The sequence below is a fragment of the Aneurinibacillus uraniidurans genome, assembly GCF_028471905.1.
Lineage (GTDB): Bacteria > Bacillota > Bacilli > Aneurinibacillales > Aneurinibacillaceae > Aneurinibacillus > Aneurinibacillus uraniidurans.
Genome location: NZ_CP116902.1, coordinates 2,557,373 through 2,575,726 on the forward strand (window position 1 = coordinate 2,557,373; position 18,354 = coordinate 2,575,726).

General features: G+C 43.2%; 16 protein-coding genes. 2 read left to right on the forward strand and 14 right to left on the reverse strand.

Features of this window, described 5'->3' with window-relative positions; all coding sequences use genetic code 11:
- Positions 1–90: 90 nt before the first annotated feature.
- From PO771_RS12745 to yjbM, 13 genes are all read right to left on the reverse strand, one after another.
- The gene (locus PO771_RS12745) at positions 91–1,050 is read right to left on the reverse strand and encodes an asparaginase (protein ID WP_272560073.1); all 960 of its coding nucleotides are present in this window, start codon (positions 1,048–1,050) and stop codon (positions 91–93) included.
- A 14-nt stretch (positions 1,051–1,064) separates the two neighbouring features.
- On the reverse strand, positions 1,065–2,036 hold the full coding sequence (locus PO771_RS12750) for a YpdA family putative bacillithiol disulfide reductase (protein ID WP_272560075.1): 972 nt from the start codon (positions 2,034–2,036) through the stop codon (positions 1,065–1,067).
- Positions 2,037–2,132: 96 nt separating this feature from the next.
- Entirely contained in the window at positions 2,133–3,425 is a 1,293-nt protein-coding gene (locus PO771_RS12755) for a Glu/Leu/Phe/Val family dehydrogenase (RefSeq protein WP_272560076.1), read from the reverse strand.
- A gap of 338 nt (positions 3,426–3,763) precedes the next feature.
- Positions 3,764–4,360, reverse strand: a complete 597-nt coding sequence (locus PO771_RS12760) for a genetic competence negative regulator (protein ID WP_272560077.1) — start codon at positions 4,358–4,360, stop codon at positions 3,764–3,766.
- A gap of 408 nt (positions 4,361–4,768) precedes the next feature.
- Complete coding sequence (locus PO771_RS12765; RefSeq protein WP_272560078.1) at positions 4,769–5,533, reverse strand: IS3 family transposase; 765 nt, start codon at positions 5,531–5,533, stop codon at positions 4,769–4,771.
- 335 nt (positions 5,534–5,868) lie between these two features.
- Entirely contained in the window at positions 5,869–6,207 is a 339-nt protein-coding gene (locus PO771_RS12770; protein ID WP_272560079.1) for a helix-turn-helix domain-containing protein, read from the reverse strand.
- 300 nt (positions 6,208–6,507) lie between these two features.
- Positions 6,508–7,299, reverse strand: coding sequence for a class I SAM-dependent methyltransferase (locus PO771_RS12775; protein ID WP_272560080.1), 792 nt, complete (start codon positions 7,297–7,299; stop codon positions 6,508–6,510).
- Between the two features lie 68 nt (positions 7,300–7,367).
- The gene (locus PO771_RS12780; RefSeq protein WP_272560081.1) at positions 7,368–7,922 is read right to left on the reverse strand and encodes an IS630 family transposase; all 555 of its coding nucleotides are present in this window, start codon (positions 7,920–7,922) and stop codon (positions 7,368–7,370) included.
- A gap of 27 nt (positions 7,923–7,949) precedes the next feature.
- On the reverse strand, positions 7,950–8,180 hold the full coding sequence (locus PO771_RS12785) for a helix-turn-helix domain-containing protein (RefSeq protein WP_272560082.1): 231 nt from the start codon (positions 8,178–8,180) through the stop codon (positions 7,950–7,952).
- A gap of 83 nt (positions 8,181–8,263) precedes the next feature.
- The gene (locus PO771_RS12790) at positions 8,264–8,434 is read right to left on the reverse strand and encodes a hypothetical protein (RefSeq protein WP_272560083.1); all 171 of its coding nucleotides are present in this window, start codon (positions 8,432–8,434) and stop codon (positions 8,264–8,266) included.
- 160 nt (positions 8,435–8,594) lie between these two features.
- Entirely contained in the window at positions 8,595–9,056 is a 462-nt protein-coding gene (locus PO771_RS12795) for a transposase (RefSeq protein ID WP_272560084.1), read from the reverse strand.
- Between the two features lie 10 nt (positions 9,057–9,066).
- Positions 9,067–9,762, reverse strand: coding sequence for a transposase (locus tag PO771_RS12800; RefSeq protein ID WP_272560085.1), 696 nt, complete (start codon positions 9,760–9,762; stop codon positions 9,067–9,069).
- A 724-nt stretch (positions 9,763–10,486) separates the two neighbouring features.
- Complete coding sequence (gene yjbM, locus PO771_RS12805) at positions 10,487–11,329, reverse strand: GTP diphosphokinase (protein ID WP_272560086.1); 843 nt, start codon at positions 11,327–11,329, stop codon at positions 10,487–10,489.
- Positions 11,330–11,497: 168 nt separating this feature from the next.
- On the opposite strand from yjbM, the gene PO771_RS12810 reads away from it, so the two are divergent.
- Positions 11,498–13,774: a pyridoxal phosphate-dependent decarboxylase family protein gene (locus tag PO771_RS12810; RefSeq protein WP_272560087.1), complete on the forward strand. Its 2,277-nt coding sequence runs from the start codon at positions 11,498–11,500 to the stop codon at positions 13,772–13,774.
- Positions 13,775–13,792: 18 nt separating this feature from the next.
- The gene (locus PO771_RS12815; protein WP_272560088.1) at positions 13,793–15,874 is read left to right on the forward strand and encodes a S9 family peptidase; all 2,082 of its coding nucleotides are present in this window, start codon (positions 13,793–13,795) and stop codon (positions 15,872–15,874) included.
- Positions 15,875–15,932: 58 nt separating this feature from the next.
- Here the strand turns inward: PO771_RS12815 and PO771_RS12820 are convergent, their stop codons facing one another.
- Entirely contained in the window at positions 15,933–17,999 is a 2,067-nt protein-coding gene (locus PO771_RS12820; protein ID WP_272560089.1) for a methyl-accepting chemotaxis protein, read from the reverse strand.
- Positions 18,000–18,354: the final 355 nt, after the last annotated feature.

Here is an 18,354-nt window from a genome sequence, read left to right on the forward strand (position 1 = left end):
TTTACTACAGTAAATTCCCGCACACAAAAGATTATGACTACGAATTTACTATCTGCTGCACTGCGAGGTGTGGTACCTGACCTTTTCTCATCAAAACAAATGTTTCACATCATTTATATCGCTCGCAAGCATCACCGCAAGGCGTATACGCGCTTTTTTGGAATCAAAGTCATTGCCAAGTATTACACCGTGTCTGTACAAATCGTACGCGCTTCCCCGGTAATCATACGTAGTATCTACCCTACCTTCTTCTGCGCTTGTTGTAATAACAATGTGAATGCCTTGCGCAAGCGCCTCTTCAATCCCTTCCATCATGTTAGGCGCTGTCTGCCCCCGACCCGCACCTTCTAATATAATTCCTTTTGAACCAGACTGTACGGCTGCACGCAGAAATTTACTATCCGCACCCGCGTAGCACTTAATAATATCTACCATCGGAATATCTTTCGTCAGCTTGAACGTTTCACGTCGAATCGGCTTCTGGTACACCACAACTGCATCATTGTCAATAATACCGAGATACCCGAATCCGAATGAGTAAAACCCTTGCATATTGGATGCATGAACCTTTTTCACATAACGAGCGGAGAAAATACGCTCGTTAAACACCACGACAACACCTGCATTCTTCATATCATCACTGCAAGCCGTATAAACCGCATGACGAATGTTGCTGTATACATCGTTGCTCGCATCACTGAGCGCACGTTGTGAGCCTGTCAGAACAACCGGACGAGCATCATCAATCGTTAAGTCAAGAAAGTACGCGGTTTCTTCCATCGAATCGGTTCCGTGCGTTACGACAATACCGGACACCGACTCATCCATAAATACTTGCTCAATCTTCTTTTTCAGTACAAGCAACTCATCAAATCCAATGTGCATAGACGGAAGCTGAAGTACTGATTCGACTTGTATGTCAATGTCAGCCGGCAAGCTGCACCGTCTAACCAGCTCTTCTCCTGTTAACTCACCCGCTACAAGCATCCCCTTCTCATTCGGCACACTTGCAATCGTTCCACCTGTTGTAAGCAAAACCACTTTACGCATATATAACCCCCATCTTATCGCTTTGCAATTTCTTCCACAATCAGTCCACCGTGAAAGCGTCCATTCTCAATAAAAATAACATTAGCATTATTCCCTGCCGCAATAACCCCGGCAACAAACAAACCTGGCACGTTCGTCTCCATCGTCTCTGGGTTATGCTCTGGCTCTCCCGTCTCAGCACGCACTTCTACTCCAAGCCTGCCAAACAGAGAACGATCCGGGTGATAACCCGTAAGCGCCAGAACAGCGTCTACTTCTATAATTTTCTCTTCCCCGTTCTCTGACACAATGATGGATCCTTCTTCAATGCGAGTCACCGTCGTGTTAAACATTGCCTTAACCCACTCTTTATTCACCATCGATTCAAACACCGGTAACACCCATGCTTTAATCGATGGCGAATATGACTCACCCCGGTAGATCCATGTAACATCCGCCCCTGCGCGGTACAAATCCATCGCCGCATCGACCGATGAATTTTTTCCCCCAATCACCGCAACTTTCATCCCCTGGTACGGATGCGCTTCCTTATAATAGTGCGACACATGCCCAAGCTCTTCTCCCGGCACACCAAGCAAGTTCGGATTATCAAAATACCCGGTCGCAACGATAACAAACCGCGCCTCATACTCTGTATGTGAGCCGTCCCGCTTTGTTGTATACACAGTAAATGTGCCATCGTTCCGACGCTCTACCGTATCGACTTTCTCATACGAATGTAATCGGAACTTCCGCCGCTGTGTCACCTCACGATAATACGTAAGCGCTTCCTGCCGCGTTGGCTTCTCTCCTGTCACCACAAACGGAATATCGGCGATCTCGAGCAACTCTGGCGTACTGAAAAAATTCATGAATGTCGGATAGCCATAGATCGAATTCACTACGCATCCTTTCTCAATAATAAGCGGATCGATTCCTCTATTTTGCAGCTCAGCAGCCGCAGACAATCCGCATGGGCCTCCACCAATAATAATGACCTGTTCCATACTTCCAACCCCTTTCCTGTACCAACCGAACAAAAAAATCCTCTACAATATTGTAGAGGATTTTTTACTCACAATTCAACTGCGGATGTGCAGATTTTACACCCAACCACGGAACTGGCTAGCTTCTGCCATTTTACGTACGCCTACCATGTAAGCCGCAAGACGCATATTCACACCGCGTGTCGCATGCGTGTTGTATACGTTTTCGAAAGAACGTACTAATACATCGCGCAGGCGAGTTTCTACTTCTTCTTCTGTCCAGTAGTAACCTTGGTTGTTTTGTACCCATTCAAAGTACGAAACCGTTACACCACCGGAGCTTGCAAGCACGTCTGGCACAAGCAAAATGCCGCGCTCAGTAAGAATTCGAGTTGCTTCGAGCGTCGTCGGTCCGTTCGCTGCTTCTACTACGATGCTCGCCTTAATGTTATGCGCATTCGCTGCTGTGATTTGGTTTTCAATCGCTGCCGGAACGAGAATGTCGCAATCAAGTTCCAGAAGTTCCTGATTTGAAATTGTATTTGTAAACAGCTTCGTCACCGTACCGAATGAATCACGGCGCTCAAGCAGGTCGTCAATATCGAGACCGTTCTCATCATGCAATGCACCGTATGCGTCTGAGATCGCAATAACTTTTGCACCCGCATCATGCATGAATTTCGCCAGGAAGCTACCTGCATTACCGAAACCTTGAACCACTACGCGGGCGCCTTTGATTTCGATGCCGCGCTTTTTCGCCGCCTGCTCGATGCAGATCGTAACCCCTTTAGCAGTCGCAGTCTCGCGGCCTTGTGAGCCCCCAAGTACAAGCGGCTTGCCTGTGATGAAGCCTGGTGAATCAAATTCACGAATTTTGCTGTATTCGTCCATCATCCATGCCATGATTTGTGAATTCGTAAATACGTCCGGCGCTGGAATGTCTTTTGTTGGTCCTACGATTTGGCTAATTGCACGTACGTAACCACGGCTCAGTCGCTCAAGCTCGCGGAATGACATTTCACGCGGATCGCAGATGATACCGCCTTTACCACCGCCGTACGGTAGGTCAACAATCCCGCACTTCAAACTCATCCAAATTGAAAGCGCTTTAACCTCATCCTCAGTAACATCCGGATGGAAGCGTACGCCACCTTTTGTTGGTCCAACAGCATCGTTATGCTGCGCACGATAGCCTGTGAAAATTTTAGTTTCGCCATTATCCATACGCACTGGAATGCGAACGGTAAACATGCGCATTGGTTCTTTCAAGAACTCATACATCGTTTCGGAATAACCAAGCTTACTTAATGCTTCATGAATAACAGTTTGTGTTGAGTCTAACACATTCAAACTTTCTTGCTGGCCTGCGTTCCCATTCGCAGGTTTTCCAGCTACTTCATTTGCTCCCATTAACAATACCACCTTCAACATTTGGTTATCTGATAAAATTCAACCCTAGCCAGTATACATCTTTATTTTAGCATTTGGAAGGTGCAAAACTGGCTTTTTTTTGAGGCAAATTCGCATGACAAAATACCGTATCATCTGTTGTTGCTCCTAGCGATATACATCTAATTCTTTTTTGACTCACTCGAATTCTCACCCGCATTATGTAGCTGTGGATTTTAGTATATACATAAACAACATACGCTACTAACGATTGAGAAAAACTCACCAGCTTCCCTCTCATCCTTTTTAACAAAAAAGCACACAGCCAAATGGCCGTGTGCCTGTTGTTCTTATAAAAATTAATTGAAGTAACGGCACAAAACTTCTACCGCTTCCTTCTCAACAATTGATTTGCCATATTCCTGAAGTACATACTTCGTTAATGTGGATGCTTCACCGTATTCTGACAGCACCGCAATGAAGTCATCATACTCACTGCGTTCCATATCCACATCTTCAAACACAAGATAGTAACGGTCACGATATGCATACGCACTTCCGCCATATGGAGCTTTTCCTTGAATGCGATGTGCCAGCTCGATCAGATGATCAAAATCATGGAACACATACACAATGTCGTCGCTCTCTTCAAGCGTGACCTGCATCTCGTATATATCGTCATAATCCAGATCGTCCGCATCGCTGTGTGCTTCCGTCTTACCGCGCGTTACAATAACAACCATGCCTTGCGCAGGAAGTGAGAACACTTCGACGGCGACCGGACCATTAACCGTAAACCCAACTTCATCATGGGCATGGTCCATCATATCATTAAAAAGCTCATGTACTTTTGGAATATCCCGCCACATGTCGTCTTTTTCGATACCCCGTTCAGTTAAATCATCAAAGGTTAAAAAAATACGGATCTTATCCTGATTAAGACGTTCAACGCGCATTATGACCCCTCCCTCCGCAAATTCGGTGGTAGTATTAGAATACGTTGCAGGATGTATTATGTTCAAATAAATATACGTTTTTTCTATGATACCACGGGGAGTCAATACGGTACAAGGTGGGAAGTGTAAAAAAGATGCAATCAGGAGCGTTCAGTAACAAGAAAACTTCAGAATAATTTAAGACCAGGAACAAACATTCACTTTTGTGTTTTCTTACTTATGATTGACTAGGATGTGTCGTACACCTTCAAATAAAGAACCGCATGTAACTACCGACGATGCAAAAAAAGGTTTCAATTCCTCGTAGATAGTCTCAAATAAAAAGCACTTTTTTGCCCCGTATGAACTGTAACCCGAATAATGAACAGTTTAAAAAAGTGACGGCTAGGCTGCTAAAACATACTAAGATTAGTATGTTTCTAATGTCCACTGACACCTATAGTAGTTATATCTTTCGATATATGCCTTTACACATTTTTTGAGCTCATTAAATGATTGAATCCTCATATATTCCATTTCGTCCTTCATATGACCAAAGAAAGACTCCATTGGAGCGTTGTCCCAGCAGTTTCCTATGCATGATATTGATTGTGTGAAACCAAGTTTTTTAACTCGATGTTGAAACTCAGGATGCGTATAATGCATGCCCTGATCAGAGTGCAGGATTGTACCAGGATTCACTATACCATCTAAATGAATAATTAGCTTGTCAATTATCTTGTAGGCAATGCCCATTTTTAAAGATGAGGAAAGGTGGAAGGAAATAATTTCACGTGTCATACTATCTTTTACACATGACAAATAAGCTTTTTGTCCATTCCCATAATGTAGATAAGTAATATCTGTCAAGAGCACTTGTCTAGACATTCCTGGTGTAAAGTGACGATTGAGAAGGTTAGGAAGCGCCCGGTGTTCATGTGTCGCTTTTTCCATCTTCTTGTAAGGATTAGTACGGCGAACTTTTGTAATCAATCCATACTGGTTCATAATGCGTCGAATTTTCTTGTGATTTATGATAATTTCGTGTTCACGTTCAAGCCTCATCTTAATGACCCTGAAGCCGGATTTTCCTTTGTGGTACTCAAAAATTGTGCGAATCATTTCATACTCTTCTATCATTTTGTGCTCGTTCTTCCCGTGCGGGAAGGTTTCTGATCCATTGATAATAGCCACTCCGGCTGACGCCTGCAAGATTGCACAAATAAGCCACCATCCATGAAAACCTACGCTGTTTGACGATAGTCCAAATCAAAGCAAATTTATTTGAAGTTAGTGCTTTATTTCTTCTCACCTCCTTTTTTTCGATGCACTCTAGCTTTTTTAAGAAATCTTTTTCCGTCCTAAGGAGAGCAATCTCAGCCTCAGCCCTTCTCAAGCGCTCTTCCATTGTAAGATTATTTTCTTCGGTCTGTCTAAGTACTCGTTTTTTTCGTCCTCGATTGTCTTGAAGACCTTCTTCCCCTGATTCTTTATATGTTTTCTTCCACTTATGGATATACTTCTTTGGCCTATCTTTTCCTATCCATCTCTGGTGTCAATACTTTGAAAGAAGGCCGACCTACACTTCCTTTTCCTCTCCGTTCTGTATAAAATCCATCCTCTCCAAACTGTTGGTAGATTTTGCGCCACCTTTTAAGACATTGTTTTGGCTTCTCTTTTCCAATGATCGCAAGATCAAATCCATTCTCAAGGAAAATCTGCATCGGCTCCTTGCCTTTCAGATTCTCTTTGACCGCCTTCAACCTAAAATCTGGATGATACGTAAGGGAACGCTCCGAAACTTTATTGATATTTGGATTCTTCCCTAACAGTTTCATTTGGAAAGCATTGAAGATCATTTTACTCATGTTGTACTCCCTCGCTTCGATTCATTGAATTGATTATACCGATATCTCCGTCATTTCCCCATACAAAAAACCCGAATAAGGGACTTTTTTGAAGTGTCCATTATTCGGGTTACAGTTCACTTTTTTCATAAGAGGTTCCTCTTTCCGCAATAGTTTGGGGTGAGATACAAACTATTTTCGCGAAAAGGAGCCTCTTTTTCAATTTATATTTACTTTTTTTAGTTAATCAACACTCGTGATCTTAGAATTTACTAAGAGCCAAAAGTAAGGATCAAAATCTCATAAAATACTTACTAAAGATTATTTCCAATAGTCCATAAAACCTTTTTTAAAATGGAATTTAGCCCCTTTTTCCGATTTGAAATTTTGAATCACTTCTTCTACATGAATATTTTCTTTTTTAAACCAAAACCATAATCTCGAATCTGGATGATAAATTGAGGTTTTAAACCCCCATCTCTCAAACAAAATTTGCATACTTTCATTAGTATAAAAAGAGCAATGTACTGGTAGAAGGTAAAACCATTCAGGGTCTCTCGGAACTTCTTCTCCAACCCAAGTGTGTACAGCAAGAACCCCATCCTCATCAACTAGGCTTGCAATATAATCTAAGTCCTTTATGTCTAAAACATGTTCAAATACAGATGTGTTTATTACCAAACCATACTTTTGTGATAATAATTCATTTTCTGATAAATAACCGTTTGAACTTAAAAACCGATCATATTTTAATACATTCACCCCTTTGCTAGTTAACAAATCAGCTAGTTTTCCATCTCCACATCCATAGTCAACCCAAGGTAACTCTAAATTAAGTAATCCTGTTGTACTTAATTGATAAATAACATCTTTTTGTAGCTTTAATCTTGTAAGCCAATTTGGATCATCGACATTATTTTCAGATTTCTGATACCCTAGGTGATAATCTGCGTTAAGTTTCCCCCAAGTATCTTCCGACATATCTAAATGTGTTTTCGATATAACAAAGCCACATGAAGAGCATTGAAAATAATCAACTGTCTCTAATCCTGCAAATTCAAACTTCTTTTGGAAATAAAACCTCATATTATTGTTACAAACAAAACAGTTCATTTGTAAATCCCTCCTTAATCTCCAATATTACCAAAAAACAAAAAGAGCTAATGCTATATAAATGAATTTTAACATTTCGACTTCTCGGACTTACAACCAGGGCGATGTAATATCTGATCCGCAGATGCTTGAACAAACTCCAAAAAAGTTTGAACGGACTTTTCGATTCCTTTTTTGTTCTTATGAAATCGATTCACAATGACGCTTTCCTTGAGCCATTTCCATAACCGTTCAATCGGGTTCAAATTTGGGGAATAAGGCGGTAAGAAAATGAAAAAGAGTTGATTTCGATTCTCCTCTAAAAGAGGTTGAATCAGCTTGGCTCGATAAATGCGAGCATTGTCCAACACCATTACAACCGTCTTATTCGCATACCACTCCAATACGTTCTTTAAAAAAGAACGGAAGGTTTCCGCATTGCACTGTTCAGCCTGCATACAAAAAACATCTCCATCAAGAACATTCACGACACCAAACAGAGTAACACTTGCGTGATGCCCATAAGTAGGAATTTTCTTTTGCTTTCCTATTTCAGCCCATGTAGCCCGAAGGGCTTGATAATCACGAATGTGGCTTTCATCTTCATAGAGAAACACCATATCGTCTGTCAAAAGTTTTTTCATGAGGTTCATTTGATTTACAAAAGTTTCCTACTTCTTCTTATCTGCTTTTGCAAGCGTATAAGTGGGACGAGTATAACTCAATCCCATCCGACGGAGCATACCTGTAATTCCGCCACGACTCATGGAAACCCCGTACTTTTCCTGTAAAAGCATCTGAATGATACGGGTGTCCCAAGATGTATACATACCGATTCCTTGGTCTGCAGGCGTATTTTCTACAATCAATTGTTTCAGTTCTTCTCGCTGCTGTTCACTCAAGTAAGGTTCTTAGGCGGAAACTTTCGTTCTAATACAGCTTCCAAACCACCTGCATTAAAAGTAGAAATATACGTAGCTATGGATTACCGATGAAGATTAAGCATCGCAGCTATCTCTTTGCCCAAATACCCTTCCGCAACAAGGCAAACTGCTATGATGCGTTGCCGTAAAGCAACATCCTTCGCTTTTCGTTCTTGTTTACGAAGGTTTCGAACCGTCCAACCATGTGTTTCTGTAATTTTTAACCGTTTCATATCTGATACCGCCCCTTTTCCCAAGGGTTCTTAGAAGCAGTATGGACAAAAATTCCTTTCGTTACACAGAAGCTGAATTATCAAAATCGATTTATATAGTTGCTCCAAAAAACCAATATATATTTATGGCTCTACACCAAAGTCTGTTCTTGACAGAAGTTCAACCCGTAATTCGCTCCTCATTACACTCCAATAAAATTCGTTGCTTATAATACTTCTTGTTTCGTGTAAAGTAGTGCCAACGCTGTAGCGCTTTGATTTTATTATTTCTACCTTCCACAGCTGCATTGGTAAAGCGAAGACGGTGATAATTACAGATTTCTTCTTCCCAGGTTTCCATTGTTTTCAGACAGGATTGGATCGCTGCATGATCCATTTTTTCTCCTTGCTTACACCAACGTACAAACCCTTGTTTGGCATGGGCGAAAGAGGGGCCACAGTCATACCACTCGATAAATGCTTCCTTCCACTCATATACATCTCGTAAGAGATCCGAGTAATGAAGGAGGTCTTTCAAGAGCTTACACTCTCGATCCGTTAAATCTTCGTTGCGTTTCCCAAGAATACGAAAGTGTTGTTTTAGCTGTTTACACACACGAGAAGAAAGTGCTTTCTTGTACACTTTTACGTACCTATTGCAGGACTTTCATAACATAGCGATTCACATGAAAACAGTCGGCAATTCGTATCACATGAGGATAGACTTCTGTTATAAATGTGTGATAATAGCGAGCTAAATCCATGACAACAGCCACAGGTTCAAGCACAAAAAGTCTAGGATATTTTTTGTAATACTCACGTAGCTCGCTTACAGTTCTACCAGGAATGACATCCAAAAGAGTATTTCCTCGTAAGTCATGCAAACCTGTGTTATACGTATGTCCTTTGCGCATCGCAAAATCATCAATGCCTAGGACAAGCCCTTCACACTGAATAGCCTCTTGCATACATTCTGCTTGCAAGCGCGGACTTTCTTTCTCCATCCACTTTTTAAAAACTCGATCCGTCGTAGTTACTGGTGTTTGGGTCTGTTTAGCTGCATGAGTAACTTTCGCTCCCATAACGTAAGAAGGCAGTGAATCTTCGAATGTCTTGGTGTATCGTTTTCCAGGCGCAACACATGCGTAGCTCCAAACAAAAGAGACATCACAACTTGTACATGTCATACGAATAGCTGGGAGCATAAGAGAAACCATACGACCAAATGCAGGCAGGTTGCGCACTTTTCGTGTATAAGCAACCCCACGGTGAATTACATATAAAGTGGAATGACAACAAGGACAAGATTGAGTATGAGCCGTTGGCTCAACATCAAATAAAAAATGCAATCGGATCTTCCTCGTATACGTGAGAAACATTTAACTCTGGAATGTCTACTAGAAAATTGATAGAATGCGAGTGCATCTGTATACCTCGTTACGTTGTTTAGTGGTACTCCCAACATAACAGAAATACAGATGTTTTTTTATGTTTTTATGGAGTAAATAACAGGGATTGCATAATCCGTATTCTATACCCTACAGATTTGAATTCACTACAAAAAACCACTCTCTATAGTCATCATTAAAAAGGTATTTTCACTCAATTTTATGTGTCAAGAACAGAGTTTGGTGTAAAGCCTCTTTTTCAATTTATATTTACTTTTTTAGTTAATCAACACTCGTGAAAATATATTTCAATTCCTCTTCATAGGTAGTCTGGCTTCTCACACCTGATTTTACGAAATTTCTCTTCAGCAAGCAACTCTTCCCATTATATCACTTTAGATAATTAAAATGTATAGAAATAGGTATACTATAGATTGAATAGTGCTTAAAAAAGAAACATATCTAATTTTTGTTCCAATCCTTATGGGTAGTCTGCAAATCCATTTTATCCAAAATAATCACAAACTTTCAACACTTTTTGGCAATCCATATAACCTCTCTCTTTTCACCGTCTCCCCTTATTCATCCTAACTTTCTCCTGTTATCGATCTCCCAGCTTTTTAACACTATTGTCCATCGACGACAAAAAAAGCAGAGGATATCCCCTGCTTTTTCACGTCCTTCTTCACATCTCTCTTTCCTTCTCTTCCTCCGCCTGTCTGCTTCGCTTCTCCAGACGCTTCACCTCAATAATTTTCGCCTGAATCGTACGCGATAACTGGCGTAGCTCTATCACATCACCACGGGCACGAATCTCACGGAACTCATTCTGAAAAGCAGTCGCCTCCACGACAAAACCACGCTGATACAAATTCTCGATCCCTTGCAAAATACGGGATACCATGTTCGACTTGTATTCAAACATCTGCTGCGCATCACGAATCTCATCACGAATTTCCGACATCTCCGTATCAAGCAAATGAGCAGCTTCTGCCGTCGTACGCAGACGCTCTCGAATATCGTCTGGAATATTTCCTTCATATTTATAACTCAACGAGTGCTCAATCGTCGCCCAGAAATTCATCGCCAGCGTACGGATTTGAATCTCGGCCAAAATTTCCTTCTCCCCGTGCGCAGTCTGTACCGGATAACGGATAATAATGTGATGGCTTCGATATCCACTTGGCTTCTGATTATTTATGTAATCCTTCTCATATACAATCGTCATGTCTTTGCCACTGCGCTGATGAACAAGTTCAACCACACGCTCAATATCCTGCACGAACTGACACATGATACGAATTCCAGTTATATCTTCAATTTCTTCAAGCTGATCAAGCGGAACATTTAACTTGTGCGCTTTCTCTAAAATGCTTGATATTTTTTTAATCCGGCCTGTTACAAACTCAATCGGCGAATATTCGTTACGCTTTTTTAACTCTTTGCGAATACTGCGAAACTTCACCTTCAATTCCTCTACGGCCTGTTCATACGGAATGAGGAATTGCTCCCAGCTTCTGTCATCCACCAGACATATATCCCCCTTACCTTACTTTCTTGCCTCTGCTGTTCATTATAACAAAAAAGTTTACAAATAGAAGAACTGATAAACTTGTGCAGATGGAAAACCTTATTGCCAATCAAAATACACAAGCTTTATAATAAAAAGGAATATCCAAAAAAAAGGAGGAATTATATGAACCAAACCTTAAAAGACATTGCCCAGGATACGCGACTCAAAGAAATTTTCTTGCGTAATCTCTCCTGCACATCCGCCCCATCCCAGATAGGCTCTGATACAGGAGACGATGAAATTGCCGGCTGGTTTCTCGGAACGCGAGGGGAAAATGCCGAACTTCTCCAGGCGTTTATCCACGAAGCCATCGATGCCGTTGTGCAGGGCCGAAAAAACTTCCACCCCGAAGATCCTGCCTATATAACCGAAGAACGGCAAGCTTCTCCCGGCTACCGCTCAGCCGTCCAATCCCTTCAGAATAACTTCAGTCGCATGGCAGCCTTTCTCAACGAATACGCTCTCCCCTTCTACAGTATGCGCTACCAGGGACATATGATCTGGGATGTTACACTCCCCGCTCTCGTCGGCTACTTCACCACGATGCTGCAAAACCCTAACAATGTAACCATCCAAGCCTCTACCGCCACTACCTTTTTTGAAATTATGGTTGGAGCTGACCTATGCAGTATGATCGGCTTCGAAACTAAAAACAGCCCGTGGGCCCATCTCACATCTGGCGGCACCGTTGCCAATATGGAATCGATGTGGGCAGCACGCGAAATGAAATTCCTCCCGCCTGTGATCAAAACAGCACTTCAGAATGAAATTTCCTTCGCACCCGCTATGAATATCACTGTGACCCAACCCAATGGTACAAAAGTACGATTGCTCGATCTCGATAACTGGCAGCTCCTCAATCTCACCTATGATGAAGTCCTAGCAATTCCCGCTCGAATGGCTGAACTGATTTGCCCAGGCAAATCAGCGGAAGACAAACAAAAAATGGAGCAAACAATCTGGACGACACTAACGTGCCAGTATTCCCTGAATACGATCGGGATCGCTGAATATGCCCGTACCTATCTATCCGGTATCCAGTTCCCTGCGGTTGCCGTTCCTTCCACGAAACACTACTCCTGGGTTAAATCAGCGGCTATCCTTGGATTTGGACGCGGTGGAAACACTGTAGATTTCCAAGTTTTAAATCGCGGCATTATTAACATCCCCGTTACACCGGAAGCGCGTATGGATACCGCGTACCTGCGTAAAGCACTTGATCAATGTGTGCAGCATAAGATTCCAGTCGTCATGGTTGTCGCTGTATTTGGCAGCACGGAAGAAAGTGCCGTCGATCCCGTTTTGGATATTTTGACCATTCGGGACGAATATCGTCGTCGACATAACCTGGATTTTAGCATTCATGTTGATGCGGCATGGGGCGGATACCTATTATCAGCTATCCGCAAAGATTTCGCGCAAGAATGGCCGTTCGATAAAGCCGTTAACGTGATTGATGACGATCCGTTCATTTCGGACACAACCAACGTTCCACTTAGCCCGTATGTCATCGAACAAGCCCGACACATTCGCTTCTGCGACTCTGTTACGATTGACCCGCATAAATGGGGCTACATTCCGTATCCAGCCGGCAGCCTCTCCTACCGTAATGGCAAAACCATTAACCTTATCACATTTGATGCTCCATACATCGGCACAGGTGATGCCATGAGTTCCATCGGTGAAGCCGCCATCGAAGGTTCGAAACCAGGAGCTGCTGCATCCGCTGTCTTCCTCAGTCACAGCGTTATTCGTCCCTCTGAGACAGGATACGGCAAGCTCATTAATCGCTCTCTCATTAACGCCAAATTGTTCTACTTGTACCTCCACATCATGGCCAAACAAAATGATCCATTTTTCGTCATCCCGCTTGCCGAGCTTCCAGATACCACCTCAACAAATACATCTTCTCTCGCATTCCTTCAAGATCGATTCGTTAACATGTCATATCAGGACATCCTTACCAACGAAGAGCTTCGTTCTTACTTCCATCGGATCGGACCGGATCAAAACATCGTAGCTTACGCCTTCAATTACTACCTGCCAGATGGTACACCAAACACGGATATTACACGAATCAACCAATTCAATCAGATGATTTATGAACGCCTCTACCCGGAAGCACACGAAAAAATTCAAGACTTCAATCTCATGGTAACCATCACAACGTTTAACCGAACCGACTATTATGATTCGTTTATGAATGCGTTCGCTCGCCGTCTGCAAGCAGCCCATCCAGAAGATGTCCTGAGCATTAACTGCCTTCGTTCCGTCATCATGGACCCGTGGCTCTCCGATACGTATCAGGGAGAACAACATCTTAATTTCTTCCAAGCTGTTATTATTCCGGTGCTGCGCGAAACCGTTATACAATGTGCGCATGAGATGCGTGCTATCTAAATAGTAGGAGGAATACGAATGCCATCTATCAGTAAAGCGCCATACGGGTCCTGGGTGTCACCAATTACAGCCGATCACGTTGTAGCAGGCGGCATCTCATTCCGGCAGATCGCTGTAGATGAAACAAGTGTATACTGGGTAGAAAGTCGCCCAGAAGAAAATGGACGTTATGCGATTGTCCGTTATACACTCGCCACAGGAGAAACAGCAGATATACTGCCATCTGAATTCAGTGCTCGTACACTTGTATATGAATATGGCGGTGCCTCTATTGCAGCCGAAGAAGGAATCGTGTACTTCTCGAACTATTCACCCACTGCCGCTCATAATGATCAGCGCCTATTCAAGCTAGAGCCAAATAAATCTCCAACTCCAATCACATCCACATCCGGTATGCGGTACGCAGACGGCGTGATCGATAAAAAACGAAATCGACTTATCTGCATTCGGGAAGACCACACAACAACTGCCCGTTATCCAATCACCACCATTACCGCAATCGATGAGACAGGAGAGCACGTTCTCATTTCGGGACATGATTTTTATGCCTCGCCTGCTCTGAATCCAGAAGGGACACAACTAGCCTGGATCTCATGGGATTTCCCACATATGCCCTGGGATCATACAGAGCTATGGGTAGCTGATATAGACGAGAATGGCTCACTACACAATCAGCGAAACATCTCGTATGACTTCCGAGATACTCCTGATCCAATCCGAAGCGGGGCCGCATTCAGCCAGCCGCGCTGGTCACCAGACGGCACCTTGTATTTCGCTGTAGATCGAGCGCCAGCATCTTACCCTGATCGTGACGACTGGTGGAGCCTATATCGGTTTACAAACAATCAGATTGAACTCGTTTCATCTGGCGCACCCGAACATGTCGAATTTAGCGATGCGTTATGGTCACTCGGACTGTCTACGTATACCTTCCTATCCGAAACCGAGCTCATTGCTGCCTATAATGAACAAGGGACGTGGAAGCTAGCATCGATCGATACTGGAACAAAGACATTCACTCCACTTCCGATCACCCTTACTGCTAATCGTACGGAGGAGTCAGTCACTGATTTTACGGAATTGCACGCGATTGACGGAAAGCTTGTATTTACAGCCGGTTCACATGCTTTTCCATCTGCGATTGCACTATTTGATCCAGCCACACAAAAAACAACGGTGCTCAAGTACACACAACCCGTCACCACTTTCGAAAGTTTACTCCCTTACACCTCAAGACCAATTCCGATCACATTTCCGACAGGAGAGGACGGATTGGCAGAGGCACATGCTTTTTATTACCCGCCTACTAACCCAGCGTATAACGGAGCCGATGGAGAGAAGCCGCCGCTTCTCATTAAGGCTCATGGCGGGCCAACCGCCGCGACCGTACCGGTTCGCTCGCTTGACATTCAGTATTTTACAAGCCGGGGATTTGCTGTAGCCGATATTAACTACCGGGGCAGCACAGGCTTTGGCCGTAAATACCGCCTGTCTTTGTATCGGAACTGGGGGATTTACGATCGAGATGACTGCATTAATGCCGCTCTCTATTTGGCGAACTCCCCTGATCCGAAGATGACAATTGATATAAACCGGGTCGTAACACGCGGCGGAAGTGCCGGCGGATACTTGACACTTGTGCTCGCTACCTTCTCATCTGGTATTTGCCGAGCTGGAGCAAGCTATTATGGCATCTCGAATCTGCAGACACTGATAGAAGACACCCATAAATTCGAAGCAGAATACCCATGGCTTCTCGTCGCCCCACCAACTACACACGTCAAAGAATACCAAATGCGATCACCGATCGATAATATCCCGCTACTAGATACACCAATGATTTTCTTCCAGGGGCTGCAGGATAAAGTCGTGCCACCTGCTCAGTCGGAAAAAATGTTTAATCAACTTAAAGCGAATGGCAAACCTGTGGCAATGCTAACATTTGCTGATGAGCAGCACGGCTTCCGCATTGCCGCAAACATCAAGCGAGCACTAGAAGCTGAGTTATACTTTTATTCACAAATTCTTGGCTTCAAGCCAGCGGATCCCCTACAGCCTGTTCCGATTGAAAACTGGCCGCCTGCCGCTGTGCAAATCTAGACGCATAACAAAAAGGAACGGTGCGAGATGACCGTTCCTTTTTTGTCTGCTTTCATTATTAACTTACCTTAAAATAATTCGCTTTCTGCAACAAATGATTAGACATTGTATTCAAGTCTTCAATCGATGCGATCACTTCTTCTATAGAAGCTGTCTGTTGCTGTGATGAGTGATTGACCTGTTCAGTAACCGTAACCGACTGCCTAGTTATAGAAGCAATCAGTTCAATGGAACCTACGACACTTTCTTTCAGATGATCTACATCCCGGACATTTTTCTCCAGCTTATCGATTTCCTGCGCTACTCGTTCCACCGATGCTTCCATATCATAAAAAATTGGCAATGTATTTTCAAGTGAGCGATTCACTTCATCCGCTGTATGCACAGACGTGTTCATCGTATTGCTCAAATCGGCGATCACTGCACGAATCTGCGTGATAATCGTCTGCACTTCCCCCGTTGCATCGGACGATTGCTCAGCCAGCTTACGCACTTCATCAGATACGACTGCAAACCCTTTACCGGCCTCCCCGGCACGAGCTGCTTCTATAGCAGCATTCAGAGCAAGCAGGTTCGTCTGCCGGGAGATCGAGTTAATCGTCTCGATGATCGCTCCAATCGAGTGAGACATTTTGGACAATTGTTCAATTCCTTTACCAACCTGCAAATTCGCTTCTGTGTTCGTACTGAACTTATCCTGCAACTGCCTCATCGCTTGAATACCTTCTCCGTTTTTATGCTCCATTACTTTTGCCTGATAAGAAACAATATCTGTCTCCTGCTTCATACTCTGAATCGTAGCGGACAGTTTCTCTGTCTCCTGCACACATTCTTCCGTATTACGAGATTGGGTTACCGCACCAGCTGCCACTTCATGAATACTGTGGGAGATTTCCTCGCTGGCAGCTCCAACCTCTTCAGCAGATGCAGCAATCGTAGCAGAAGAATCCGTAACCGTCCGAGCTGCATGCTGCACCTCTCGTACAAGCATGCGCAAGTTTTCAATCATCGTATTAAACGCGCAGCTCAACTGCCCTACTTCATCTTTTGAGTAAGAATCGATTTGAGCGGTTAAATCCCCTTCCGCAGCCCGATTCACACTAGATGTAAGCCGGGTAAGTGGGCGGGAGATGGAACGAGAAATAAGCAGGCTCCAGATGATCGCACCAACGATCCCTCCTGCCATAAGCATGAACAACAGGGAGCGCAATGACAGCAAGTCTTTGTAAATCTCCTTCTCTTCTGGCTCAATAACAATCGTCCAACCATTGGAAATCCGGGCATACGCAACACTTTTCTCAGCTCCGTCTGCTTCGTAATTCAACACGCCGTACGCCTTCTTGCCCATCTGCTCGACAACAGAGGCAAGTCTACTATTATCTGATTTGGCCAGATTATCTTTAATGGTCAGTTTCGGATGAACCAAATAGTTATAATTCTCATTAACAAGTGTCGCATAGCCCGTGTCATATACTTTCACCTGCCGAATTTCCTGCTGGATTACAGAGAAATCCAGATCTACCCCGGCCACACCAATCAGCACACCATCTTTATAGATTGGCTCCGTATATGAAATGAGCTCTTTCTTAATAAACAGGTCTTGATACGGTTCACTCCATACCCCCTTCTTCTCTTTGATTGGACGATAATACCAGGCCATGTCCTTATTATTTGGGTCAAATTGATCAATTTTGGCGATGGTTTGTTTAGTGAATGTATTGTCAGTACCTGTTTTCATGAACCAGGAATAATGCAGCGTGTTCGTTAAAGCCGGGTCAATTACAATATAAGCCCCAATAATACCCGGTGTACTCTCCCCGAACTGTTTAACAACCGGATCAAGACGTGCTTCATATTTTTTCAGATAATCCGGATCTTTGCGCAGCTCCTTCATATCAAATGAAGAAAGACCCACCGTGGCAATCCCGTCAATGGAACCCTGGATTTTTTCGACGGAGCCGTTAAATTTATTGGCGATACTTTGTGACATGTACAGCAATTTATCCTCCGCTTCTTTTTTCAACGCCTTTTCGCTTTGAGACAGACTAATCCCGCCGATTGCTACCGCAATAATAATGGAGCAGGACAGAATCGCCACCATAAATTTCGTACCAATTTTATTCATCTCTTCCCTCCTGGTTTTTTATCTCTGACTTGTATCGTGATCCGGAATGATTCCGGGCAAGCAGTATGAAAGTGGATTCGTATGTAGAGTATGTGTACGTTCAGATGGTAGTCTAAGCAAAAGAGGTGTAACTACAGAAGTTTGGATAGATGCAAAAATAAGAGGATGATAAAGAGTAAGGCTGAGGAATAATTATCTGACTATATTTTATTATAGCAAATTTCAGACTATAGGATACTATATCTCGATATAAAAAAAGCCATTATCTTTAGTAATTAAAGAATAATGACTTTTCATCATTATATATGGTATCCGAAAGTTAAGTGAGACAAATTCCGGTTCCAATGCTAAAAAA

Bases quoted from the DNA above. Each gene is read 5' to 3' on its own strand.
- PO771_RS12745 (WP_272560073.1), bottom strand. From the start codon at position 1,050: ATGCGTAAAGTGGTTTTGCTTACAACAGGTGGAACGATTGCAAGTGTG.
- PO771_RS12750 (WP_272560075.1), bottom strand. From the start codon at position 2,036: ATGGAACAGGTCATTATTATTGGTGGAGGCCCATGCGGATTGTCTGCG.
- PO771_RS12755 (WP_272560076.1), bottom strand. From the start codon at position 3,425: ATGGGAGCAAATGAAGTAGCTGGAAAACCTGCGAATGGGAACGCAGGC.
- PO771_RS12760 (WP_272560077.1), bottom strand. From the start codon at position 4,360: ATGCGCGTTGAACGTCTTAATCAGGATAAGATCCGTATTTTTTTAACC.
- PO771_RS12770 (WP_272560079.1), bottom strand. From the start codon at position 6,207: ATGAGTAAAATGATCTTCAATGCTTTCCAAATGAAACTGTTAGGGAAG.
- PO771_RS12775 (WP_272560080.1), bottom strand. From the start codon at position 7,299: ATGAACTGTTTTGTTTGTAACAATAATATGAGGTTTTATTTCCAAAAG.
- PO771_RS12780 (WP_272560081.1), bottom strand. From the start codon at position 7,922: ATGAAAAAACTTTTGACAGACGATATGGTGTTTCTCTATGAAGATGAA.
- PO771_RS12790 (WP_272560083.1), bottom strand. From the start codon at position 8,434: ATGAAACGGTTAAAAATTACAGAAACACATGGTTGGACGGTTCGAAAC.
- PO771_RS12810 (WP_272560087.1), top strand. From the start codon at position 11,498: ATGAACCAAACCTTAAAAGACATTGCCCAGGATACGCGACTCAAAGAA.
- PO771_RS12815 (WP_272560088.1), top strand. From the start codon at position 13,793: ATGCCATCTATCAGTAAAGCGCCATACGGGTCCTGGGTGTCACCAATT.
- PO771_RS12820 (WP_272560089.1), bottom strand. From the start codon at position 17,999: ATGAATAAAATTGGTACGAAATTTATGGTGGCGATTCTGTCCTGCTCC.